The sequence below is a fragment of the Pseudomonas sp. FA-1 genome, from assembly GCF_056856075.1.
Genome location: NZ_JBWXTH010000007.1, coordinates 187,559 through 209,256 on the forward strand (window position 1 = coordinate 187,559; position 21,698 = coordinate 209,256).

Below are 21,698 nucleotides of genomic sequence, written 5' to 3' on the forward strand. Positions count from 1 at the left end.
GCTCTCACTCGCTTGTCGAATCGCACCAGCCTGTCACCTGAACGGAGGATCGGCAAGTCGTGATCCAGATCCTCGATGAAATCCTGCTCGAGCCCCAGCAGCTCCCAACGGTGCTCGAGGCGTTGGACGAGCTCTACCTGCCGCACAGCGTCGCCCGTGGGCTGACCCTGCTGCAGCGCTGGGTGTCACCGCCGGTGGCTGTGGCTGGCGAGGCCAACCGCCTCTGGTTGTTATGGCAGGTGCCCGATGTGTGGGGCTACTACGGCATGCGCCTGGGCGCCGGTGCCGAAGTGCTGGCGTTCTGGAGCGTTGTCGATGGCCTGTGCCGACAGCGTGCCCGGCATGTGCTGGGAGACGCAGGCCAGCCTTTTGAGCACTGCGCAGGAGCATGACGATGTGGCATGAAACCGCGCAGCTGTACCTGGCACCGGATTTTGCTGCCAGCACCCTGGAGAGGCACCTGCGACCTCACTTGCAGGCCCTGCCGGGCCTGGTTTTCTTCAACCTGGGGCAAAACCTGCCCGGCAGCTGGGGCAGCGGTGATTTCACCCTGGACCTGTGCTTTGCCAGCAGTGCCTTCCAGGCGGACGCCGAGGCTTGTCTATCGCAACTGACCGGCGTCGCCCAGGTAGACCGGGTGGCTTATCAGCGCGTGGCCGGCGGCCAGCGAGCTCCCGGGCTGCGCGACGGCACCTGGCGCACCTTGCTGTTTCGTCTGCGTGAGGGCCGCAGCCCAGCCATCGTCGAAGCCCTGGAACGGGACCTGCTGCGCATGCCTGCCTACATGAAGGGCATCGGCAACTGGCAATTGAGCCGGGTCCGCTCACCGGGCCGCTGGACCCATGTCTGGCAGCAGGAGTTCGCCCGCCTGGAAGATCTCCAGGGGGAATACCTGACTCACCCCTTCCACTGGGGCTGGGTGGATCGCTGGTTCGACCCGGAATGCCCCGAGTGGGCCGTCGAGGCCATATCCCACGCGTTCTGCCCCTTGCCCGGCAGCCTACTGACGCTTCCCCATCTTCTGGACCACAACGCATGACAAATTTTCTGAAAACGGGCTGCGCCGTCACGCAGCGAACCATTGGTGAGCACCGCTCCCACAATGGGCCCGCAAAAACAATCAGTTATGAGTTGTTCTGAAAGAGGTGTTGCTATGCGTGCTGTAGTGATCGATCAACTGGGAAGCTCGCAGGTGTTGCGGCTCGCGACACTCGAGCAGCCGTTGCCGGGGGCTGGTGAGGTGTTGGTGCGGGTGCATTGCGCCGGGGTCAACCCGGCCGACTGGAAGTGCCGCGAAGGTTACCTGGGGGGCTTTCTGACCTATCGGTTCCCGTTCGTCCTGGGCTTCGACCTGGCTGGGACCGTAGCGGCAGTGGGTGAGGGCGTTACAGGTTTCACCCCCGGGATGCGGGTGTTCGCGCAGAGTGATGTGGGAGCCGGTAACTGGGGTAGCTATGCCGAGTATTGCTGCGTGAGGCAGGACTCTGTCGTGCCCATCCCTGAGGGCCTGGGCTTCGCCCAGGCGGCGTCGGTACCGACCCCGGCCTTGGCGGCCTGGGCCGGGCTGTTCGACGATGGTGGGTTGCAGGCCGGGCAGAAGGTGCTCGTGCATGGCGGGGCAGGGGCTGTCGGGACCTTCGCCATCCAACTCGCCAAAGCCGCCGGGGCGCACGTCGTGGCAACCTGCAGTGGGCAGAACCTGGACTATGTCGAGTCGCTGGGCTGCGACCAGGCGATCGACTACCGCACCCAGGACATTCTGGCCGTCGTGAAGCAGTGGTCGCCTGCAGGCGTGGACCTGATCCTCGACTGCGTGGGCTGCGCCAGCCTGCCGGGCGCCCTGGACATGCTGTGCCCTGGCGGGCTGTTGGTGGCGATCCTGACCCTGGCCGTAGGCGATGCCGGCCCTGACCATGGTGCGGCGGCCCAGCGCGGGCTGCGCACGGCTGTTACCTACAGCAAGATGCCCAGCGGCGCCAACCTTGCCCGCATCGCTGCCTTGCTGGCCACTGGGCAGGTACGCACGCCACGTATCCAGACCCTGGCGCTGGAGCAGGTGGCCCACGCCCACGACCTGCTGCAGCATGGCGGCGCGAAGGCCAAGTTGGTGTTGCGGGTGGTGGACGGCGACTGACTCGCCACCAGGCCTGTTGCATGAAAAAGAAAGCGGCCCCGGCCAGGCGATCTTCCATCGCCTGGCCGGGGCCGCACGGTTTCACTGACCGAGCTTGCGCAGGTTGCCGGCGGAGAAATAGCCCGCATCGAAGCGCGCCTCGTTGAGCCGGGCGGTGGCGCCCATGCCGTTGACCAGGCGGTCCACCAGGTAGGACCCGGCGATCAGGTCGTGGAATACCGCGACCCGGGCGTGGAAGGCCTGGACTTCATAGGCGTAGACCGACGTCTGTACGTTGGTGCGCCAGAGCTGGCCCTTGGCGTCGTAGTTGTCGGCGAGGGCGGCGGTCCAGCTGTCCTCGTCCAGGTACAGACGGCGCTTGGCATACGTGTGCCGGCTTCCGGGGCGCAGCTCGGCCTCCAGCACCCAGACACGATGCAGCTCATAGCGCACGGCATCGGGGTTGAGGTGGCCGTGCTCGGTGAGCAGCGTGTCCAGGGGCTGGTCGGGGTCGTCGAGCGTGTAGTTGTTGTAGGGGATGTACATCTCCTGCTTGCCTACCAGCTTCCATTGGTAGCGGTCCGGGGCGCCGTTGAACAGGCGGTCCTCGTCCATCACCCGGAAGCCTCCCACGCCATAGGGTGTGTCATAGCCGACCGTGGGCGCACGGCGCACGCGCCGGGTACCTGGGATGTACTGCCAGCTCTGGCGGGGCTGGGCGACCGGGTTGCTGAATTCGTTGGTGAGGATGATCTCGCCCTTCTTGCGGGTCGGCTCCAGGGTACTGATCATCGCGTAGGCCTGTATGCCGTCGTAGGTCTCGGCTTTGCCGCTGGGGTTGTCCCAAGGCGAGAGGATCTGGTAGCGGACCTTCTCGAACACCTGGTTCTGGTTGGAGAGGGTCAGCGCCATCAGGTAGGTGGCTTCCTCTTTCCAGGCGCGGCTGGGCAGGTTGTGGTTCCAGATCAGCTCATAGCCGTTTTTCGGAATCGGGAACGGCGAGGCGCCGTAGGCGTTGGTCACGCCGTAACCATCATTGACCAGCTGCGCATTGAGGGCGTTGTAGCGGATGTTGCGCTCCACCTCCGGCGCATAGCGAAAATCCCGGTGGCTAGGGTAGACGACGATCCGATAGGTTTGCGGGTAGCGCTTGAACAAGGCCTTCTGCCCGTCGGACAGGCGGCTGGCATGCTCGGCCATGTTCTGCGCGGTGATGGTGAACAGCGGTTTTTCCCCGGCATAGGGGTCGGGGCGCTTGTGCCCGGTGCCGGCGAAGTTGACATGGGGCGGCGTACCGCGCCATTTGCCGGTCCAGGCCGGGATGCTGCCGTCGGCATTTCCTGTTTTCTCGGCCCCCATCGGGGTCAGGTCGTTACCCAGGCGGGCGGCTTCGTCGGCGCTGACCTGGGCCAGGCCCGGGGCACTTGCGCTGGCAAGGCCTATAGAGAGCAAAAGGGGCAGCAGGCGGGGTGTGCAAGTCATCTTGTTGTTCTCGTCTGTTTTGGGGGCACGAAGGCCTGCACCGGGCGCAGGCTCGCCGCCATTGAGCCATAGGGCCCCAGAGGGCACCGCCACCGCTTCGCTCAGCCATCATCACCGAAACGCTCACGGCACCCGATTGCAGGCGTTGGCGTCGGCTTGACGTCGCCTTGGCACATGCACTAGAAACACACACACCCTCGCCGTCGGGCTATGCTCAAGCCCGTATAACCGGACCCCGCCGACCTATGCCCGTTGACCTGCAAGCGCTGTACCCACGGCTGATCCACCTGATGCTGGATACGGTCTTCGTGGTCGATCGGGACAACCAGATCGTGTTCGTCAGCGATGCCTGCCAGGCGCTGCTGGGCTACCGGCCCGAGGAGCTGGTCGGCACGCCCATCACCCAATACATGCACCCGGACGACCTGGCGGCGACTCGCGCGTCGATCATCCGCATCATGAACGGCCACCCCCACATCGATTTTCGTAACCGTTACATTCGCAAGGATGGCGCTATCGTGCACATCCTGTGGGCGGCTTCCTGGTCGGAGGAGGTGGGTGCGCGGATCGGCGTTGCGCGCAACGTGACGGCCCTGACCCACGCCGAGGAGGAGCTGCGGTTCCTGGCCCACCACGACCCGCTGACGAAGCTGACCAACCGCTCGGTGTTCAATGTGCGCCTGGACGCAGCCCTGCGCGCGGCGCGCCGCCACGGCAGCACCCTGGCGTTGCTGTTCCTCGATATCGATGACTTCAAGGGCATCAACGATGTTCACGGCCATGCCACGGGCGACCGGGTGCTGTGCGAGGTCGCCCGGCGCCTGGAGGGCTGCGTGCGCGAGACCGATACCGTGGCGCGGATGGGCGGCGACGAGTTCACCGTGTTGTTGACGGACCTTGATGCCCCAGGCGCCGTCTACGAGAAGGTCGAGCAGATCCTCGCCGCCATGGCCGAGCCGCCGGGCGGCGAGCTTGGCGGGTTGAAGATGCCGTCTTGCAGCATCGGTGTGGCCTGCTACCCGGGCGATGGCGAGGACGCCGATACCTTGCTTAGCCGTGCCGATGGCGAGATGTACCGAGTGAAGCGGTACCGTTCAGCAGCGGGATGAACCCGCGTTTTTTACGCTCTTTTTACGCCTAGGCTCATGGCGGGAAGCGATACTGGGCGCGGTTTACCGTCTGCCCAGAGAAGTCATCCGTGAGCGAAGCCGCGACTGCTGCGAATCATTCCCCTTCTTCGAAAACCACAGGCCTTGGCCTGCTCGTCGCCGCTGCTGGTGTGGTCTATGGCGACATCGGCACCAGCCCGTTGTACACGCTCAAGGAAGTGTTCGCCGGGCATTACGGCGTGCAGCCCACCCCGGAAGGCGTGCTCGGGGTCTTGTCGCTGGTGTTCTGGTCGCTGATCTGGGTCGTGTCGATCAAGTACGTCCTGTTCATCCTGCGCGCCAGCAACCAGGGCGAGGGCGGCATCATGGCCCTCACTGCGCTGGCGCGGCGGGCCGCGGCGCCCTATCCGCAGCTGAGCCGAGGGCTGGTGCTGCTGGGCCTGTTCGGTGCGGCGCTGTTCTATGGCGACAGCATGATCACCCCGGCCATCTCCGTCCTTTCGGCCGTGGAGGGGCTGGAGCTTGCCTTCGACGGGATCGGGCATTGGGTCGTGCCGCTTTCGTTGATCGTGCTGGTGGCACTGTTCCTGATCCAGAAGCACGGGACCGCGCGCATCGGCATCCTGTTCGGGCCGGTGATGGTGCTGTGGTTCGTCGTGCTGGGGGCGCTGGGGGTACATGGAATCGTGCAACGCCCCGAGGTGCTGCAGGCGCTCAACCCGGCCTGGGCGGTGCGTTTCTTCGTCCTGCACCCGGGCGTGGGCGTGGCCATCCTGGGGGCGGTGGTGCTGGCCCTGACCGGCGCCGAGGCATTGTATGCAGACATGGGTCATTTCGGCCGCAAGCCCATCGCCCGAGCGTGGTTCATGCTGGTGCTGCCGGGGCTGGTGCTGAACTATTTCGGGCAGGGCGCGCTGATTCTCGGCAACCCCGAGGCGGTGCGCAACCCGTTCTACCTGCTGGCCCCCAGCTGGGCGTTGCTGCCGATGGTCGCTCTGGCCACGCTGGCCACCATCATTGCCTCCCAGGCGGTGATTTCCGGCGCCTTTTCGCTGACGCGCCAGGCCATTCAGCTGGGCTATGTGCCGCGTATGTTCATCCAGCACACCTCCAGCGAGGAGCAGGGGCAGATCTACATCGGAACGGTGAACTGGGCGTTGATGGTCGGCGTGGTGCTGTTGGTAATCGGCTTCGAGTCCTCGGGTGCACTGGCGGCGGCCTACGGTGTGGCAGTAACGGGCACCATGCTGATCACCACGCTGCTGTCGTCCGCGGTGGTGCTGCTGGCCTGGAAAACTCCGCGCTGGCTGGCCATCCCTATGCTGCTGGGCTTCCTGCTGGTCGACAGCCTGTATTTCGCCGCCAATGCGCCGAAGATCCTGCAGGGCGGTGCATTTCCGGTTGTCGCCGGGGTGGCGCTGTTCATCCTGATGACCACCTGGAAGCGCGGGCGCAAGATCATCGTCGAGCGCCTGGACGAAGCGGCGTTGCCGCTGGATTTGTTCATCGCCAGCCTGCAGGCCCAGCCGCCCCATCGTGTGCAGGGCACGGCGGTGTTCCTGTGTGCCCGTACCGATGCCGTGCCGCATGCGTTGCTGCACAACCTGTTGCACAACCAGGTACTGCACGAGCAGGTGGTGGTGCTGACCGTGGTGTCGGAGGACGAGCCACGGGTCAGTGCCGACAGACGCTGTCAGGTCGAAGCCTTCGGCGAAGGGTTCTTCCGTGTCACCTTGCATTTCGGCTTCATCGAGGAGCCCGATGTACCACTGGCCTTGAGCCTGTGCCAGCGTGAAGGATTGGACTTCAGCCCAATGCGCACCACCTATTTCCTCAGCCGCGAGACGGTGATCGCCACCCGGCGTATGGGCATGGCGCGGTGGCGCGAGCAATTGTTCGCGTTCTTGTTGAAGAATGCCAACAGCAACCTGAAGTACTTCCAGTTGCCGCTCAACCGGGTGATCGAATTGGGTACCCAGGTCGAGATGTGACGTGAGTACCGCTTAGGTTGGTGCGCATGAAGGCGATGGTCCGTTGTACCCAGCCATTCTGGGGCAGGCTGTCGTTCGAGGCTGTGTTTCAGTGGCCAGCCAACGTGCGCAACAGGAAGTCGGCGCGTTCGGCGACAGGGGTTTTGGGCAGCAGCGATACCTGGTAGCCGAGGGCAGGATAGACGCCCTGCAACTGCTCGTATTCCTCCAGCGCAGCCTGCATGCCGTGGCGCCGCTCTGCATCCTGCACATAGATCTCTGGCCAAGGCGGCGTGAGGAATACCTGCCGGTGATAACGGCAGGACTCGGCCACGGCCGCCAGCACGGGCTCGCCCGTAAGGCGCTCCAGGGCCGCGGCGGCATCGATCACGCCACGGTCGAAGAACACCCACTGCGTATTGTTCTGCGCAGCCGACCTGTAGTCGGCCAGGGCCATGTCCATGACCCTGCGCAGGAAGCCGACCAAGTCGAGCCAGGGCAGCGCCTGGCCCTGGTCGCGAACTTGCTGCTGCACCACGCGCCGTCCGGGCTCTTCGATCACAGCATGGCCGCGTCGCTTGAGCTGCGCCAGCAGCGTGGACTTGCCGCCACCCGAGCAGCCGGAAATAATCACGAAGTTGTCCATGGACCACAGACTCCAGGGGATCTGAACCGAACCTTATACCGTTTCCTGGTTCCAGCGCCCGGCATAGTCCCGTGCGAACTGCGCGGCGATGCGCCCGGAACGGGAGCCGCGCTGGGTGGCCCAGCGGGTCGCCTGCAGGTGGGCCTGTTCCAGTGCATGCTCTGGAACGCCATAGGCGCCCAGCCATTGATCGACAGCGTTCAGGTACTCGTCCGGCGAGAAGCCATAGAACGAAATCCACAGCCCGAAACGCTCCGACAACGACACCTTTTCCTCTACTTCCTCGCCAGGGTGCAGGGCGCCGTTTTCCCCGCGGGTCATGGATAGGTTGTCCGAGGCCCGTTCGGCGATCAGGTGCCGGCGGTTGGACGTGGCATAGATCAGCACGTTCGACGAGTGCTCCGCCACCGACCCGTCCAGCGCGGTCTTCAGGCGCTTGTAGCCGATATCGCCTTCTTCGAACGAGAGGTCGTCGCAGAACAGGATGAAATACCCGGGCTGTTGGCTGACGAGCTCGATGACTTCGGGCAGGTCGCCGATGTGCTCTTTGTCGATCTCCACCAGTTTGAGCCCCCGGGCATGAAACTCGTTCAGGCACGCCTTGACCAGGGAGGACTTGCCCGTGCCCCTGGCGCCGGTCAACAACACATTGTTGGCCGGCTTGCCGTCCAGGAACTGCTGGGTGTTCTGGCGGATCAACGCCTTCTGGCGGTCGACGTTCTGCAACTGCTCGAAGGCGATGAGCGTCGGGCGCCTGACCGGCACCAGCTGGGCCCGCATCCTCCCCTGGCTGGCACGGTACTGCCATTGGTAGGCGATCGCGCCGGCATCGAAGGCCGGACCTGTTGCTGGTGGGAATGCACGCTCCAGCGAGTCGGCAATACGCTTGAGCTGTGCAACGGCCTCGAGGGTGAGTTCGGTGGAGGTGGCTAACGAGCTGGTCATGGTGGGCGGCACATCAGGTAGAGGAGGGAGGCAGCCATGATGCTAAGCTGGGGCATTTTCCGTCTAACGACTGATGGACGTTGATCGTCGAATCATGGACATCCTTGCAGGCAGCCCATCGCGGCGCTCCGGCGATCCGAAATACGCGCTTACCTTCAGGCTTACCTCAATGATCGCCACCGAACACTTCCTGCCGCCCGACCGGGAGATTGCCACACTGGCCCTGGACCTGGCTGACGGGACTCACATCGACACCCATCGCCACACCCACGGCCAGTTGCTCTACACGACCCAGGGCACTCTAGTGGTCAATACCAACCAGGGCTGCTGGGTCGTGCCGTGCAACCATGGATTGTGGATTCCGGCAGAGGTCGCCCATTGGACCCGCACCCTCGGCGCCACGCGCATCCGCACGCTCTATTTCAAGCCCCAGCGCACCCCGGGCATGCCAGGCGAATGCACGGTGTACAGGATTTCCAACCTGGTGAGGGAACTGATCATCGAGGCATCGACCATCGAGGTCGAGATTGCACAGGGGAGCCGCAATGCGCGGCTGATCGAGCTGTTGCTCGAGGAGCTGGCAGGGGCAGGGACCTCGGCCATCTACCTGCCGCGCCCGAAGGGACAGCGATTGCAAGCCTTGTGTCGGGACCTGGTGCAGAACCGAACACTCGATTGGGGCCTGGCCGAATGTGCCGAGGCACTCGGTGTCACCATCAAGACCGTGCAGCGCTGGTTCCACGAAGACGTCGGGATGAGCTTCGGGACCTGGCGCAAGCAGGCACGCCTGCTCATCGCCCTGGACAGGTTGGCCCAAGGCCATAACATCCTCGAGGTTTCGCTCGATGCCGGCTATTCGACGCCCAGCGCCTTCACCGCCATGTTCAAGCGCGAGTTCGGGTTGCCGCCGCGCACCTTCCAGCAACCGCGTCGGTAGGCCTGGGCTGGCGCTGCGAGCATAAAGTTGGGCAGGGTTGGTATATTCGTTCTAGGTTTACTGGCGCAGGAAAACAACAATAAAAGGAGATTCCTTGCCATGAAACGAGCCCTCCGGCTGGCCCTGGCCAGCACCGCACTGACCGTCTGCGCCAACCTGCAGGCCGCGCCGACCTTCATCAATATCCTTACCGGTGGTACCAGCGGTGTCTATTACCCGATCGGGGTGGGCATATCGCAGATCTATGGTCATGGCATCGAGGGCAGCAAGGTATCGGTGCAGGCCACCAAGGCTTCGGTGGAGAACCTCAACCTGTTGCAGGCCGGCCGTGGCGAGCTGGCATTCGCGTTGGGCGATTCGGTGGCCGATGCCTGGAAAGGGGACGCCGAGGCGGGCTTCAAGACCCCTTTGAAAAAACTGCGAGCCATTGCCGGCACCTACCCTAACTACATCCAGGTCGTCGCCAGCAAGGAATCTGGCATCCGGTCACTGGATGACCTCAAAGGCAAGCGCATTTCAGTGGGGGCACCCAAGTCCGGAACCGAACTCAACGCCCGTGCGATTTTCAAGGCGGCGGGGTTGACCTACCAGGACATGGGCAAGGTCGAGTACTTGCCTTATGCCGAATCCGTCGAGCTGATCAAGAACCGCCAGCTCGACGCCACGTTGCAATCCTCGGGGCTGGGGCAGGCGGCCATTCGTGACCTGGCCGCGACCTTGCCGGTGGTGTTCGTGCCCATCCCTGCGCAGGTCGTGGCCAAGATCGGGAACGATGCCTACCAGCAAGCGACCATCCCTGCCGGGACATACGATGGACAGGAGGCAGAGGTGCCGACGGCGGCAATCATCAATGTCCTGGTCACCCGCCAGGATGTCAGTGATGAACTGGCCTACCAGATGACCCGCCTGCTGTTCGACAACCTCCCGCGGCTGGTCAATGCCCATGCTGCGGCAAAGGACATCCGAGCGGAAAACGCCGCCAAGCATTTGCCCATACCCCTGCACCCAGGCGCCGAGCGGTATTACAAGGAAAACCAGCTGCTGCCTTGAACACCTTGCCCAGTCCAGCAGGAGGCTCAGATGAGCGAAACCGCCCAAGGCCTGCAGGCCGCTACCGATCGATGGCCGACCTCGCTGTTCGTCGTGGCCTTGTCCTTCTCCATATTCCAGATCGCCACGGCGGCTTTTCCGTTGATATCGACACAGGTCCTGCGGGCGGTGCATGTGGGGTTCCTGTTGTTGGTGGTGTACCTGAGCTATGGCGGCCTCGGTCATCGCAGGCCTTGGCAGCCATTGGCCTGGGTGATAGGCCTGGTGGGCATGGGCACGGCGGTGTATCAATGGTATTTCGAAGGGGAGTTGATCCAGCGCTCCGGTGAGCTGACCACGGACGATCTGGTCGTCGGGTTGGTGGTGATCGGGCTGGTCTTCGAGGCCGCCCGCCGGGTCATGGGTATTGCCTTACCGATCATCTGCGCGGCGTTCCTGGCCTATGGGCTGTACGGCCAGTACCTGCCGGGCGACCTGGCCCATCGTGGCTATGGCCTTGACCAGATCGTCAACCAGCTGGCGTTCGGAACCGAAGGGTTGTACGGCACGCCTACCTATGTGTCAGCCACCTACATCTACTTGTTCATCTTGTTCGGGGCCTTTCTCGAACAGGCCGGCATGATTCGCCTGTTCACCGATTTCGCCATGGGCCTGTTCGGGCATCGCAGCGGCGGGCCGGCCAAGGTGTCGGTGTTTTCTTCTGCGCTGATGGGCACCATCACCGGCTCCGGCGTGGCGAACGTGGTCACCACCGGGCAGTTCACCATCCCGTTGATGAAGCGCTTCGGCTACGCGCCAGCGTTCGCTGGGGGTGTTGAAGCGACATCCAGCATGGGCAGCCAGTTGATGCCACCGGTGATGGGGGCAGTGGCTTTCATCATGGCCGAGACGATCAACGTACCCTATGCCGAGGTGGCGAAGGCGGCCTTGATCCCGGCCTTGCTGTATTTCGGCTCGGTCTACTGGATGGTCCATCTGGAGGCGCGGCGCAGCCGCCTTCATGGGCTTCCCCGTGAACAGTGCCCAAGCGCCTGGGAGGCATTGCGCCAACGCTGGTTTCTGCTGGTGCCGCTGGTCGTACTGGTCGCGTTGCTGTTCTCCGGGCGTACACCCCTGTATTCGGGAATGGTCGGCCTTGCTCTCACGGCCATAGTCATCCTCGGGTCGGCGATTGTCCTGCGCGCTGGCAGCGGCTGGATGCGGGTGGCGTTCTGGGTCGCCTTGGGCATCCTTTGCTCGGGCTTTTTCCGTATGGGCATCGGCATCATCCTGGCGGTGATCGCAGCGCTGGCCATCGTCTGTTTTTTCATCCGGGGTGGCCGTGCGACACTTCGTGCCTGCGTCATGGCACTGGCCGAGGGAGCCCGTCACGCGGTGCCTGTGGGAATCGCCTGTGCGTTGGTCGGGGTGATCATCGGCATCATTTCGCTGACCGGCCTGGCGACGACTTTCGCCGGCTACATCCTCGATCTTGGGCGCGACAACCTGTTCCTGTCGTTGCTGCTGACCATGTTGACCTGCCTCGTGCTGGGCATGGGCATCCCGACCATCCCCAACTACATCATCACCAGCTCCATCGCCGCACCTGCCTTGCTTGAATTGGGCGTTCCGTTGATCGTTTCGCACATGTTCGTGTTCTACTTCGGCATCCTTGCCGACCTGACGCCACCGGTCGCCCTGGCATGCTTCGCGGCGGCTCCGATCGCGAGGGAAAAGGGCTTGCTGATCAGCTTCTGGGCCGTACGTATTGCATTGGCCGGTTTCGTGGTGCCGTTCATGGCCGTGTACGACCCGGCGCTGATGATGCAGGGCGACGACTGGAGCGGCACGCTCTACATGCTGGTCAAGGCGCTGCTCGCCGTGGCGCTCTGGGGCTGTGCCTCTATCGGCTACCTGCAGGCACCCATGCCATGGTGGGAGCGGTTGCTGGCGTTCCTGGCAGGCGTATCGCTGATCCTTGCATTGCCCATCAGCGATGAAATCGGCTTCCTGCTGGGCATTGGTGTGTTGGCCTGGCACGCCTGGCGGCATCGGGCACAGGCTCGGCAGCCGGCATGATCGGCCTTTGCCTTGGGCTTGCCGGGACGGTGTGGGTGCAACTGCCGGTGTCGGCATTCACGTTGGCCTGGCAACACAGCGTCGAGAAAGTCCGTTGGGAGGAGGATTACCAGCTGACGCCGGCGGGCTTGGTGTTGACGCAAGCCAGAGTGCGCGGCAGCGGTGCTGGCATGGAGATCCCGGACGATGCCAGGCTGCAGGACGGCAGCTGGCACTACCAGCGTCGTTTGCCGCCCTTGCAGCCACTGCATGCCGGACGCACGCCTGAGGCTGGGGACTACCAGCTATGCGTCGCGGGTCGATGCCGAACGCTGTCGTATTGGTTGGGGCCACCGGACACGCGTGTTGCAGCCGTGGACTTCTGGGCCTGCGACACCACCGCAGGCAATGCTCGGAAGGCCGCAGCGCCCTGATCGACCTCAAGGCGCGGCGAGCCGGGCCTCACCTGACCACGTGCAGGTAATGCAGGTGACGCTCGTACTGGTCGAGAATATCGCCGATCACATCGTCACGGCCCCAACCCATGATGTCGTAGTCCTGGCCGCCTTCGCGCAGGTGCACTTCGGCGCGGAAGTACTTGCGCGCATCGGTTGCGTCCTCGGTATCACGCATGACGAAGCTGGGTGTGTTGAAGGCACGCGGGCGTACTTCATACAGGAATCGCCCCTCGCCGGCATGGGACAGTTCGAGGGTCACACGCCCGTCCTCGCGTTCGTTCACCGTTACCTCATAGCCTTGCTTGCGCAGCTCGACGGCCACCTCTTCGCAGGCGGGCTTGACCACCTCGGCGATGAAGCGGGTGACATGGGCCCGGCGCGGCATCATGGCGATATTGCGCAGGCGCCGCTGCCAGCCTCCGTGAGGCTGACGGGTGTGCCGAGGTGCAGGCAACGCCTGGTTGCGCAGGCCGCGGCGTGTCGCGTCCAGGTTCAAGGCCTTGAACAAGCCCCAGATCGCGGTCAGCAGGATGACCGCGAAGGGCAGCGCACTGGCGATGGTCGCCGTCTGCAGCGCCTTGAGCCCATTGGCCAGCAGCAGCGCGATGGCGACCGCACCGATGCTTACCGACCAGAAGATGCGTTGCCACAGCGGCGAATGGCCTTGCCCGGAGGAGGCCAGCATATCCACCACCAGCGCGCCGGAGTCGGCCGATGTGACGAAGAACACCACGACCATCAGCACGGCGATCAGTGAAACGATGCTGGAAAACGGGAACCGCTCGAGAAACACGAACAGTGCCAGGGAGCTGTCCTGGCCGACCACCGTCGACAACGCCTTCACGCCGTCGTTGAGGATCATGTGGATCGCCGAGTCGCCGAATACGGTCATCCACAGCAGGGTGAAACCTGCCGGCACGAACAATACGCCACAGACGAACTCACGGATGGTCCGGCCGCGGGAAATGCGCGCGATGAACAGGCCGACGAAGGGCGACCAGGACAACCACCAGCCCCAATACAGCAAGGTCCAGCCGCCGATCCAGTCGGTGGGCTCGTAGGCGTAGAGGTTGAATGTCTTGTTGACGATATCCGAGAGGTAGGCCCCCGTGTTCTGGACGTAGGTCTGCAGCAGGAACACGGTCGGCCCGAGCAGCAGCACGAACAGCATCAGCACCACGGCCAGGCCCAGGTTGAGCTCGGAGAGGATGCGGATGCCCTTGTCCAGCCCGCTGGCCACCGACAGCGTGGCCAGGGCGCAGGTGGCGGTGATCAGGATCACCTGGACCGTCGGGTTCACCGGCAGACCGAACACATGGTGAAAACCGCTGTTGATCTGCAGCACACCATAGCCCAGCGAGGTCGCCACGCCGAATACGGTGCCGAGGATGGCGAAGACATCCACGGCATGGCCGATCGGCCCGTGGATCCGCTCGCCGATCAACGGGTAGAGTGCCGAGCGCAAGGTCAGGGGCAGGCCGTTGCGAAAGCTGAAGTAGGCCAGGATCAGAGCGACGATGGCATAGATCGCCCAGGCGTGAAGCCCCCAGTGGAAGAAGGTGATCTTCATGGCTTCGCGCGCGGCGGCCACGGTACCGGCGTCACCTACCGGGGGGCTGGTGAAATGCATGACCGGCTCGGCCACGCCGAAGAACATGAGGCCGATGCCCATGCCGGCGGAAAAGAGCATGGCGAACCAGGTGCTCTTGCGGTAGTCCGGTTCGCTGTGGTCGGGGCCCAGCTTGATGTCGCCATAGCGGCTGACGGCGAGGAACACCACGCTGATCAATACCAGCGCCACGGTGAGGATGTAGAACCAGCTGGCATTGGTGACGATCCAGGCCTGGACGTGTTCGAACAGTGTTTGGGCATGTTCCTGGAATGCCGTGGCATACAGGACGAGCAGAAAGATGAGGATGGCGCTGCTGTAGAAGACGGGAGGGTTGAGGGTGCTCCTGGGTTTGGCGGCTGCAGTCATTGCGGCAGTTTTCTCCTTTTAAAACAGTGAGCATCGCGCACCTGGGCACGTAGGCATTTTCCAAGGTTAGCACCTTGAATGAACGCCGTTGCCGAGGCTGGCGAGCTCGAAGGAAGCAGAAACCGTACCTTCCATGGCGAAATTTCTCAAATGCCTTTCCCCTTCGGGGGACGAAAGACGCACTGCCTGGGGCCATTTTGGCGTTGCAGGGATGGCTGTGCCTGCTTTACTTCAAACGGGCTTCGCTTGTGATCGAGGCTGCCAGAAGGCCTTGTCCGGGGGCCCCGGCCTCGCCCTGTTTCTGAACGCTGGAGTAGCAGCATGTGGGCCAAGACACCTTCTGAAGTCGCCTCGTGGGGCCTGTGTGCCTTGCTCGTCATCAGCCTGGTCAGCACCGCCGGCTGCACACGAAAAGCGAGCACTGCGCGTTACGTCACCGCCACCCAAGGTTCGAACTGCTTCGCCAAGGCGTTGCCGACGGCAGGCGAGGGCGGCCTGGCCTGGGGGGCGAGCCTTGGTATCGCTCGGCAGAAATCCCTCAATAACTGCATCCGCTACGCCGGCCGTTCCGGCGGTACGCCCAATACCTGCCAAGTGGTATTGGCGCGGTGCAAGCGCTAGCCGCTAGCCCCGCCGCGCCTCGGCACGACAGCAAAGGCGCGACAAGTTGCCCGCTTGACTTTGCCAGGCGAGCGGTGAATGCGTTAAACTTGACGCCGAGGTCAGTTTTTGTGGTCCCCACTCCGACCTTGCTTTCGGAACGTCAATGATTCCGCCCTCCGAGCTATCAAGTACCAGAATACGTCATGGGCAGGCGCGCTCTGCCCAGAGGATGAAGCATGACCAACCGTGATATTTCCCGGCGCGCCTTCCTGCAAGGCGGCGTGATCGCTGGCGTGGGGGTGACCCTCGCGCCGCTCGGCAGCCAGGCGTTCGCCGCCCTGATGGAAAACAGTGTCACCACTTCACCGCAGAAGTGGATGAGCCATGATGGCAAGGCACGCTTTCGCAACGATGCGCTGTCCAAGGTGTGCGGCAACAAGGTGTTCGCCCGCGATATCCGCGCCAAGGACATGCCCGGCTGGCCCCAGCAGCAGGGCCACGCCTTGTTGCTCAAGACCACCAAGGCCGACCGCATCTATGCAGGCCATGACCTGGCGTGGCTGGGCGCCGACCTGCAACCGGACCGTATCGTCACCGCGGCCGACCTGGAAAAGGACGGCATCGCCTGGCCCGAGGCCCATTCGCCGGACCCTTTGTTGCCACCTGGCAAGGTGCCGATGTTCATCGGCCACCCCGTGGCGATCCTGATCTGGCACGACTTCGAGCGTTTCCGCCAGGCCAAGCTCAAGCTGCAGTTCAACGACAAGGCGATCCGCTATGGCGCCCAGGTGCCGCTGTACCAGCGTGACCCCTATGGCAGCTTCCGTTTCGTGCGGGTCGGCGGCCAGACGCCGTTCGACGAGGACACGTTCTCCAGCCTGAAGAACTCCATGCTGTTCCCCACCATCCTTGCGCGCAAGCCAGTGTGGACCGCCGAGCCCAAGCAGCACGGCACCCTGACCGAGCAGGGGATGTTCTACGCCCAGCGCATGGACGAACAGCTCAAGCAGCCGCCGCAGGACTGGTTGCTGTTCGACGAGCGCTACAAGACCCCATCAATCGAGCCCGCAGCGCTGGAGCCGGACAACGGCAACGGCTGGTACGACCCGGCCACCGGCACCCTGCATTTCGTTGTGGCCACTCAATGCCCGTTCGAAGTGGCGCAGGAATGCGTGCACATGATCAAGCCGTCGCGCTTCGCGCTGAACAACTTGAACATGCACCCCGGCTACACCGTCGGCTACGGCTCCAAGGACAACAACATCTTCGTGTTCTACGCGGCCGTCGCTGCCTTGTATGGGGCCGGTGTGCCGATCCGCCTGGCCAACGATCGCTACGAGCAGTTCCAGAGCGGCATCAAGCGCCACCCGTTCGACATCCGCTACCAGCTGGCCGTGGACAAGAACGACATGAGCTTCAAGATCTTCCGCGCCGACATGAGTGTCGACGGAGGCGGGCGCATCAACTACAGCCCGTCGGTGGCTGCAGTGGGGGCCACTGCCGCGCAGTCGATCTACTACATGCCACAGAGCGACCTGGCGGTGACCGTCTACCACTCCCGAGGTGTCGAAGCCGGCTCCATGCGTGGCTACGGGACGCTGCAGAGCATGGCGGCCACCGAGATGATGGTCGATGAGGTCGCCAACCGCCTCGGCGTCGACGCCATCGAGCTGCGCCGCAAGAATGCGCTCAAGTCGGGTATGAAGAACACCCAGGGCGCCGTGCCCGCCGGTGCCCTGCGCCTGCATGAGATCCTCGACAAGGCCAGCGCACACGAGGTGTGGAAAAACCGCGACGCGCACAAGAAAGCGATGGAAGCCAAGGACCCGCACAATTGGTACGGCGTCGGCTTCGCCATTTGCCAGAAAGACTTCGGCACCGGTGCCGAAGCGCCCATGGCCAGCATCGAGTTCACCGCCGATGGCCGTATCAGCCTGCGCCACATCGGCACTGAGCTGGGCACCGGCATGTCGACCTCCCAGGCTTTCGTGGTCAGCGACTTCCTGGGGCGCCCGGCCGATGAGGTGACCACTGCCGAAACCCAATGGCCGGAGCTGAAACTGGCCACCAGCGGCAACCCCTACCTGATGAGCCAGGCCGAGCAGGATGCCGCGCTGCGCGATCCGCGCTGGGTCGGCAAGCTGGCCTCGCCATCCTCGGCGACCAACTCGGCCTTCTATTTCAGCCACGCCACCCGTGAAGCAGCGCGTGTGCTGTTCAACCATGGTCTGTGGCCAGCGGCGCTTTCGCTGTGGCGTCAGGGCCCGTATGGCGGCCAGGCCAACCCGCTGGTGGTGCGCCGCGAGAACGCGGTGTGGGTCAACGGCGAGCTCACCGGCAACGGCCTGTCGCCCATTCCGTTCGCGGAGCTGGCGAAAAAGGCCCATGAGATGGGCTTGGTCACAGGCGTCAGTGTGCACGCATTCAACCGCTGGAGCTGGGCTGAAGCCGACTTCGTCATCGACGGCGTGCGCGAGCGCCTGCCGCTCGATGCGCTGGCGGTCAAGTATGGCGACGGTGCCCCGAACGCGAAGAAGGCGCAGATGAACAGCGCCAACTACCACCTGCTGGACCGGCAGAACGCGGCCTACCCGGCCACCCAGCTGAACAATGCCATGGTGACCTACTACAGCCCGGTGGCGACGTTGGTGGAAGTGAAGGTGAACAAAGGCAGCGGCGAAGTCCAGGTGCTCAACCACCACAGTTGGGTGGAGTGCGGCCGGGTGCTGGTGCCGGAACTGGTCAAGGGCCAGCTCGAAGGCGGTATCGCCATGGGCATCGGCCATGCCTTGACCGAAGAGATGCCGCTGTACGAGGGCGGCCCGGGCGAGGGGAACTGGAACTTCAACCGCTATCGCCTGCCGATGGCCAAGGACGTGGCGGTGTGGAAGCAGACCAGCGAAATCCTGCCGCCGTTGTCGCCCACCGACCCCTCCAAGGGCATCGCCGAAGTGGTGATGATCCCGGTGGTCGGTGCCATTGGCAATGCCGTGGCCCATGCCATCGGCAAGCGTGTTCGCGACCTGCCCATCACTCCAGCCCGCGTCAAGGAGGCCCTCAATGGCTAACCGTCCGCTCCAGATGACCCTCAACGGTCAACCCGTCGGTCCGGCCGAGGTCCCCGAGGACCTGGCGATGATCGACTACCTGCACGAATACCAGAACCTCACCGGCTCGCGGCTGGGCTGCGGCCAGGGCATCTGCCACGCCTGCGTGGTGATCGTCGACAACCCCGACGGCACCAGCGAGGAAGTGCGCACCTGCATCACCGGCGCGCACTACTTCGAAGGCAAGAAAGTGCGCACCATCGAAGGCCATGCCAAGCATGACGAGGCCGGCAACCTCAGCGAACTGAACCCGATCCAGCAGAAGTTCGTCGACCGCTTCGCCTTCCAGTGCAGCTACTGCGCGCCGGGCTTCGTCAACGCCGCCACCGTGCTGGTGGAGAAGGCCCAGCGTCAGCCGCTGAAGAAAAGCGAACTGGAGGGGGCCATCGAAGCCAGCCTCGGCCATCACATCTGCCGCTGCACCGGGTACGTGCGTTACTACGACGCCACCCGCGAGGTGCTCAGCGACCTCGGCCTGGTCAAGGAGGGTTGAGCATGCTGCGAGTTCTTTCCGGCCTCGCCCTGGCCGTGGGCGCGGTGTTGTCGCTCGGGGCCCAGGCGGCCGACCAGGCCCAGGTCAAGCGTGGCGAATACCTGGCTCGCGCCGCCGACTGCATGGCCTGCCACACTGCCGAAGGTGGGGCACCGTTCGCCGGTGGCCTGCCGATCCATTCGCCGTTCGGCACCATCTACGGCACCAACATCACCTCGGACAAGCAGTACGGCATCGGTGACTACAGCAGCGACGAATTCTTCGCCGCCCTCACCGAGGGCAAGCGCAAGGACGGCGCCAACCTGTACCCGGCCATGCCCTATACCTCCTACCACTTGCTCAAGCGTGAAGACGCCGATGCCATCCATGCCTACCTGATGACGGTGCCGCCGATCAACCGGCCGGCGCCCGAAACCAGCCTGAGCTTCCCGTTCAACGTGCGCATGGGCCTTGCCGGATGGAACATGCTGTATGGCAAGAGCGTCCAGCTGCAGCCTACCGAAGGCAAGAGCGAGGCCTGGCAGCGCGGGCAATACATGGTGGAAGTGCTTGGCCATTGCGGTGAGTGCCATACCCCACGCAACAGTATCGGGGCCCTGGAGCAGGACAAGCGCCTGACCGGTGGCCTGCTCGGTGGCTACCTGGCGCCCAGCCTGCTGGCCCAGGACCTGGCCGAGCGTGGCTGGACCCAGCCGGACCTGACCACCTTCCTCAAGCACGGCATCAGCGCCCAGGGCAGCATGTTCAACGAGATGTTCCCGGTGGTGCACCACAGTACCCAGCACCTGGAGGATGCCGACCTGGCCGCGATGGCCACCTACCTGCTGGGTGACCAGCCGCCCGCGGCCAAGGTGGTGCAGGCCGTGCCGGTGGACAAGCTCGGCGAAAGCGCCCTGCGCGGCCGCCAGCAGTACCTCAACGTCTGCGCCGGCTGCCATGGCGTCGAAGGCGAGGGCAAGCCGCACATCGCGGTGGCCATGCAGGGCAATACCGTGCTGCGCCAGGCCGACTCGCGCAACCTGGCCAAGGTGATTCTCGAAGGCATCCGTGAGCAGCAGTTCACCGGGTTCGAGCGCATGCAGCCGATGCCGGGCTTTGCCGACAAGCTCGACGACCAGCAGGTCGCCGACCTGGTCAACTACCTGCGCGAGGCCTGGGGTGGTTTGCCGGGCGACTTCAGTGCGCAGCAGCTTGCGCACCTGAGCCCGGAGTGAGCCGTGCAGCATCTTGACCTGCAAGTGGTGCGCCAGGCCTTGCAATGGTCTGACGCCGGCCAACGTGTATGGCTGTGCAGCGTGCTCTTCACCTACGGCTCGGCGCCTCGTGCGCCGGGCTCGCTGCTGGCGGTCAACGACCAAGGGCAATGGGTGGGATCGTTGTCCGGTGGTTGTGTCGAGGAGGATTTCCTCGCACGGGTCGCCGAAGGCGAGTTCGCAGAGCCTGCCACCGTGGTGCGCTATGGCGATGGCAGTGACACACGTTCCAATATCCGCCTGCCCTGCGGTGGCGTGTTGGATGTACTGGTGGAGAACCTGCCAGCCGATTGCCAGATACAGGCGCATTTACGTGAGTTGGAGTCGGCGCTGCTTGGACAGCGCCGGCTGCTTCGTGAAGTGGACCTGCACGATGGCCAGCGTCGCCTGAGCGACGATCACAGCCAGGGCCCAAGGGTGGCCTACGACACCGATACCGTTCGCCTGCGGGTAGGTGCGGCCCAGCGCCTGCTGCTGGCGGGGTATTCCAGCGTCGCGCATTTCTGCGCCGAGTTCGGCAAGGGGTTGGGGTTCGAGGTCATCCTCTGCGACCCGCGTGACGAGGTGCTCGAAGGCGTGGTGCTCGAGGGCATCGAGGTCCGTCGCGAGCTGCCTTCGGTGTTCATCGCCAATGGCGGTTGCCATGGCGACACGGCGGTGGTGGCGCTGACCCATGACCCGAAGATCGATGACCTGGCGATGCTCGAGGCCGTGCGTACCGAGGCGTTCTATATCGGCGTGATGGGCTCGCGCACCACCTCGGACAAACGCCGTGAGCGCCTCCAGCGCATCGGAGGCCTGGACGAGGGGCAATTGGCCCGCATCCATGCGCCCATCGGGTTGAACCTGGGCAGCAAGACACCTGCGGAAATCGCCTTGGCGGTACTCGCCGACATTCTGCGGACCCGTAGCGGCATCGCCCGCGAGGCGCTGTGACGGTCGTTGCGTTGGTCCTGGCGGCCGGACGCAGTGCGCGCTTTGGCGGTGACAAGCGTCGTGCTGTCCTGGCACAGGGTACCCGCGTGCTGGTGCAGAGCGTCGAACATGCTTTGGCGGTGTTCGGTGAGGTCAGGGTGGTGCTGCGGCCAGGTGAGGTGGCGCAAGACCTGGGGCTGCCAGCTGCCTGCCAGGTGGTGCACAGCCCTGATGCCGCCCTTGGCATGGGTCATAGCCTGGCGGCTGGGGTTGCCTCGCTCGGCGACAGCCCGGCAGAGGCGGTTGCCATCCTGCTGGGCGATATGCCTTGGATCGCCCCTTCGACGTTGCGCCAGTTGGCCGATGCCGCCTCGGCGGACAGCATCCGGTTGCCCCGTTACCAGGGCCAGCCAGGGCACCCGGTATTGTTTGGCCGTGCCTTCTGGCCACAGCTGATGCAGCTGACGGGCGACGAAGGCGCACGGGCGGTAGTCCGGGCGCACCGGGCACATTGCGCTTGGGTGGATGTGGAGGATGCGGGCGTGCTGCGCGACGTGGACACGCCGCAAGGGCTGCTGGACTGACCTCAAGGGCACGGACCT

At 64.2% G+C, this 21,698-nt stretch carries 19 protein-coding genes; 15 read left to right on the forward strand and 4 right to left on the reverse strand.

From position 1 onward, the window contains the following. Nucleotides 1-59 precede the first annotated feature (59 nt). From AC1MHZ_RS14785 to AC1MHZ_RS14795, 3 genes are all read left to right on the forward strand, one after another. The gene (locus tag AC1MHZ_RS14785) at nucleotides 60-392 is read left to right on the forward strand and encodes a hypothetical protein (RefSeq protein WP_084858854.1); all 333 of its coding nucleotides are present in this window, start codon (nucleotides 60-62) and stop codon (nucleotides 390-392) included. A 2-nt stretch (nucleotides 393-394) separates the two neighbouring features. Continuing rightward, the gene (locus tag AC1MHZ_RS14790) at nucleotides 395-1,039 is read left to right on the forward strand and encodes a Dabb family protein (protein WP_084858853.1); all 645 of its coding nucleotides are present in this window, start codon (nucleotides 395-397) and stop codon (nucleotides 1,037-1,039) included. A 114-nt stretch (nucleotides 1,040-1,153) separates the two neighbouring features. Further along, the gene (locus AC1MHZ_RS14795; protein ID WP_324812585.1) at nucleotides 1,154-2,134 is read left to right on the forward strand and encodes an NADP-dependent oxidoreductase; all 981 of its coding nucleotides are present in this window, start codon (nucleotides 1,154-1,156) and stop codon (nucleotides 2,132-2,134) included. Between the two features lie 81 nt (nucleotides 2,135-2,215). Here the strand turns inward: AC1MHZ_RS14795 and AC1MHZ_RS14800 are convergent, their stop codons facing one another. After that, nucleotides 2,216-3,595, reverse strand: a complete 1,380-nt coding sequence (locus AC1MHZ_RS14800) for a DUF1329 domain-containing protein (protein ID WP_324812588.1) — start codon at nucleotides 3,593-3,595, stop codon at nucleotides 2,216-2,218. A gap of 245 nt (nucleotides 3,596-3,840) precedes the next feature. Between AC1MHZ_RS14800 and AC1MHZ_RS14805 the strand changes: the two genes are divergently transcribed. Beyond that, nucleotides 3,841-4,704 (forward strand): sensor domain-containing diguanylate cyclase, encoded by an 864-nt coding sequence (locus AC1MHZ_RS14805; protein WP_084858850.1) that lies wholly within the window; start codon nucleotides 3,841-3,843, stop codon nucleotides 4,702-4,704. 89 nt (nucleotides 4,705-4,793) lie between these two features. Then, entirely contained in the window at nucleotides 4,794-6,695 is a 1,902-nt protein-coding gene (locus AC1MHZ_RS14810) for a potassium transporter Kup (RefSeq protein WP_084858849.1), read from the forward strand. Between the two features lie 88 nt (nucleotides 6,696-6,783). Here AC1MHZ_RS14810 and AC1MHZ_RS14815 read toward each other — a convergent pair whose 3' ends face one another. Together AC1MHZ_RS14815 and AC1MHZ_RS14820 are read right to left on the reverse strand one after the other, a co-directional pair. Further along, complete coding sequence (locus tag AC1MHZ_RS14815) at nucleotides 6,784-7,320, reverse strand: AAA family ATPase (RefSeq protein ID WP_084858848.1); 537 nt, start codon at nucleotides 7,318-7,320, stop codon at nucleotides 6,784-6,786. Between the two features lie 33 nt (nucleotides 7,321-7,353). Further along, entirely contained in the window at nucleotides 7,354-8,265 is a 912-nt protein-coding gene (locus AC1MHZ_RS14820) for an ATP-binding protein (protein ID WP_084858847.1), read from the reverse strand. Nucleotides 8,266-8,434: 169 nt separating this feature from the next. Here AC1MHZ_RS14820 and AC1MHZ_RS14825 point away from each other — a divergent pair, with 169 nt between their 5' ends. The 4 genes from AC1MHZ_RS14825 to AC1MHZ_RS14840 all read left to right on the forward strand — a co-directional run bounded on the left by AC1MHZ_RS14825 (nucleotide 8,435) and on the right by AC1MHZ_RS14840 (nucleotide 12,723). Next, entirely contained in the window at nucleotides 8,435-9,202 is a 768-nt protein-coding gene (locus tag AC1MHZ_RS14825; RefSeq protein ID WP_324812600.1) for an AraC family transcriptional regulator, read from the forward strand. 99 nt (nucleotides 9,203-9,301) lie between these two features. Then, entirely contained in the window at nucleotides 9,302-10,252 is a 951-nt protein-coding gene (locus tag AC1MHZ_RS14830) for a TAXI family TRAP transporter solute-binding subunit (RefSeq protein ID WP_324812603.1), read from the forward strand. Nucleotides 10,253-10,282: 30 nt separating this feature from the next. Then, entirely contained in the window at nucleotides 10,283-12,310 is a 2,028-nt protein-coding gene (locus tag AC1MHZ_RS14835) for a TRAP transporter permease (RefSeq protein ID WP_482966558.1), read from the forward strand. After that, entirely contained in the window at nucleotides 12,307-12,723 is a 417-nt protein-coding gene (locus AC1MHZ_RS14840) for a DUF1850 domain-containing protein (RefSeq protein WP_084858843.1), read from the forward strand. The genes AC1MHZ_RS14835 and AC1MHZ_RS14840 overlap by 4 nt, the downstream gene beginning before the upstream one ends. A gap of 28 nt (nucleotides 12,724-12,751) precedes the next feature. On the opposite strand, the gene AC1MHZ_RS14845 is transcribed toward AC1MHZ_RS14840, so the two are convergent. Continuing rightward, nucleotides 12,752-14,725, reverse strand: a complete 1,974-nt coding sequence (locus AC1MHZ_RS14845; protein ID WP_084858842.1) for a BCCT family transporter — start codon at nucleotides 14,723-14,725, stop codon at nucleotides 12,752-12,754. A gap of 321 nt (nucleotides 14,726-15,046) precedes the next feature. Between AC1MHZ_RS14845 and AC1MHZ_RS14850 the strand changes: the two genes are divergently transcribed. From AC1MHZ_RS14850 to AC1MHZ_RS14875, 6 genes are all read left to right on the forward strand, one after another. Beyond that, nucleotides 15,047-15,346, forward strand: coding sequence for a hypothetical protein (locus AC1MHZ_RS14850; RefSeq protein ID WP_084858841.1), 300 nt, complete (start codon nucleotides 15,047-15,049; stop codon nucleotides 15,344-15,346). A gap of 218 nt (nucleotides 15,347-15,564) precedes the next feature. Beyond that, nucleotides 15,565-18,396 carry a xanthine dehydrogenase family protein molybdopterin-binding subunit gene (locus tag AC1MHZ_RS14855; RefSeq protein WP_482966559.1) on the forward strand — a complete coding sequence of 944 codons (2,832 nt, stop codon included), beginning with the start codon at nucleotides 15,565-15,567 and terminating at the stop codon, nucleotides 18,394-18,396. Further along, nucleotides 18,389-18,928, forward strand: coding sequence for a (2Fe-2S)-binding protein (locus tag AC1MHZ_RS14860; protein ID WP_084858839.1), 540 nt, complete (start codon nucleotides 18,389-18,391; stop codon nucleotides 18,926-18,928). Before AC1MHZ_RS14855 ends, AC1MHZ_RS14860 begins: the two co-directional genes overlap by 8 nt. Nucleotides 18,929-18,930: 2 nt before the next feature. Continuing rightward, the gene (locus AC1MHZ_RS14865; RefSeq protein ID WP_084858838.1) at nucleotides 18,931-20,142 is read left to right on the forward strand and encodes a cytochrome c; all 1,212 of its coding nucleotides are present in this window, start codon (nucleotides 18,931-18,933) and stop codon (nucleotides 20,140-20,142) included. Between the two features lie 3 nt (nucleotides 20,143-20,145). Then, entirely contained in the window at nucleotides 20,146-21,117 is a 972-nt protein-coding gene (locus tag AC1MHZ_RS14870; RefSeq protein ID WP_482966560.1) for an XdhC family protein, read from the forward strand. Then, nucleotides 21,114-21,680 (forward strand): nucleotidyltransferase family protein, encoded by a 567-nt coding sequence (locus AC1MHZ_RS14875; protein WP_084858836.1) that lies wholly within the window; start codon nucleotides 21,114-21,116, stop codon nucleotides 21,678-21,680. Before AC1MHZ_RS14870 ends, AC1MHZ_RS14875 begins: the two co-directional genes overlap by 4 nt. Nucleotides 21,681-21,698: the final 18 nt, after the last annotated feature.

What these genes read in the sequence shown, in the direction of transcription:
- AC1MHZ_RS14790 (WP_084858853.1), top strand. Translation starts at nt 395, where the DNA reads ATGTGGCATGAAACCGCGCAGCTGTACCTGGCACCGGATTTTGCTGCC.
- AC1MHZ_RS14795 (WP_324812585.1), top strand. Translation starts at nt 1,154, where the DNA reads ATGCGTGCTGTAGTGATCGATCAACTGGGAAGCTCGCAGGTGTTGCGG.
- AC1MHZ_RS14800 (WP_324812588.1), bottom strand. Translation starts at nt 3,595, where the DNA reads ATGACTTGCACACCCCGCCTGCTGCCCCTTTTGCTCTCTATAGGCCTT.
- AC1MHZ_RS14805 (WP_084858850.1), top strand. Translation starts at nt 3,841, where the DNA reads ATGCCCGTTGACCTGCAAGCGCTGTACCCACGGCTGATCCACCTGATG.
- AC1MHZ_RS14815 (WP_084858848.1), bottom strand. Translation starts at nt 7,320, where the DNA reads ATGGACAACTTCGTGATTATTTCCGGCTGCTCGGGTGGCGGCAAGTCC.
- AC1MHZ_RS14820 (WP_084858847.1), bottom strand. Translation starts at nt 8,265, where the DNA reads ATGACCAGCTCGTTAGCCACCTCCACCGAACTCACCCTCGAGGCCGTT.
- AC1MHZ_RS14825 (WP_324812600.1), top strand. Translation starts at nt 8,435, where the DNA reads ATGATCGCCACCGAACACTTCCTGCCGCCCGACCGGGAGATTGCCACA.
- AC1MHZ_RS14830 (WP_324812603.1), top strand. Translation starts at nt 9,302, where the DNA reads ATGAAACGAGCCCTCCGGCTGGCCCTGGCCAGCACCGCACTGACCGTC.
- AC1MHZ_RS14835 (WP_482966558.1), top strand. Translation starts at nt 10,283, where the DNA reads ATGAGCGAAACCGCCCAAGGCCTGCAGGCCGCTACCGATCGATGGCCG.
- AC1MHZ_RS14840 (WP_084858843.1), top strand. Translation starts at nt 12,307, where the DNA reads ATGATCGGCCTTTGCCTTGGGCTTGCCGGGACGGTGTGGGTGCAACTG.
- AC1MHZ_RS14845 (WP_084858842.1), bottom strand. Translation starts at nt 14,725, where the DNA reads ATGACTGCAGCCGCCAAACCCAGGAGCACCCTCAACCCTCCCGTCTTC.
- AC1MHZ_RS14850 (WP_084858841.1), top strand. Translation starts at nt 15,047, where the DNA reads ATGTGGGCCAAGACACCTTCTGAAGTCGCCTCGTGGGGCCTGTGTGCC.
- AC1MHZ_RS14855 (WP_482966559.1), top strand. Translation starts at nt 15,565, where the DNA reads ATGACCAACCGTGATATTTCCCGGCGCGCCTTCCTGCAAGGCGGCGTG.
- AC1MHZ_RS14860 (WP_084858839.1), top strand. Translation starts at nt 18,389, where the DNA reads ATGGCTAACCGTCCGCTCCAGATGACCCTCAACGGTCAACCCGTCGGT.
- AC1MHZ_RS14865 (WP_084858838.1), top strand. Translation starts at nt 18,931, where the DNA reads ATGCTGCGAGTTCTTTCCGGCCTCGCCCTGGCCGTGGGCGCGGTGTTG.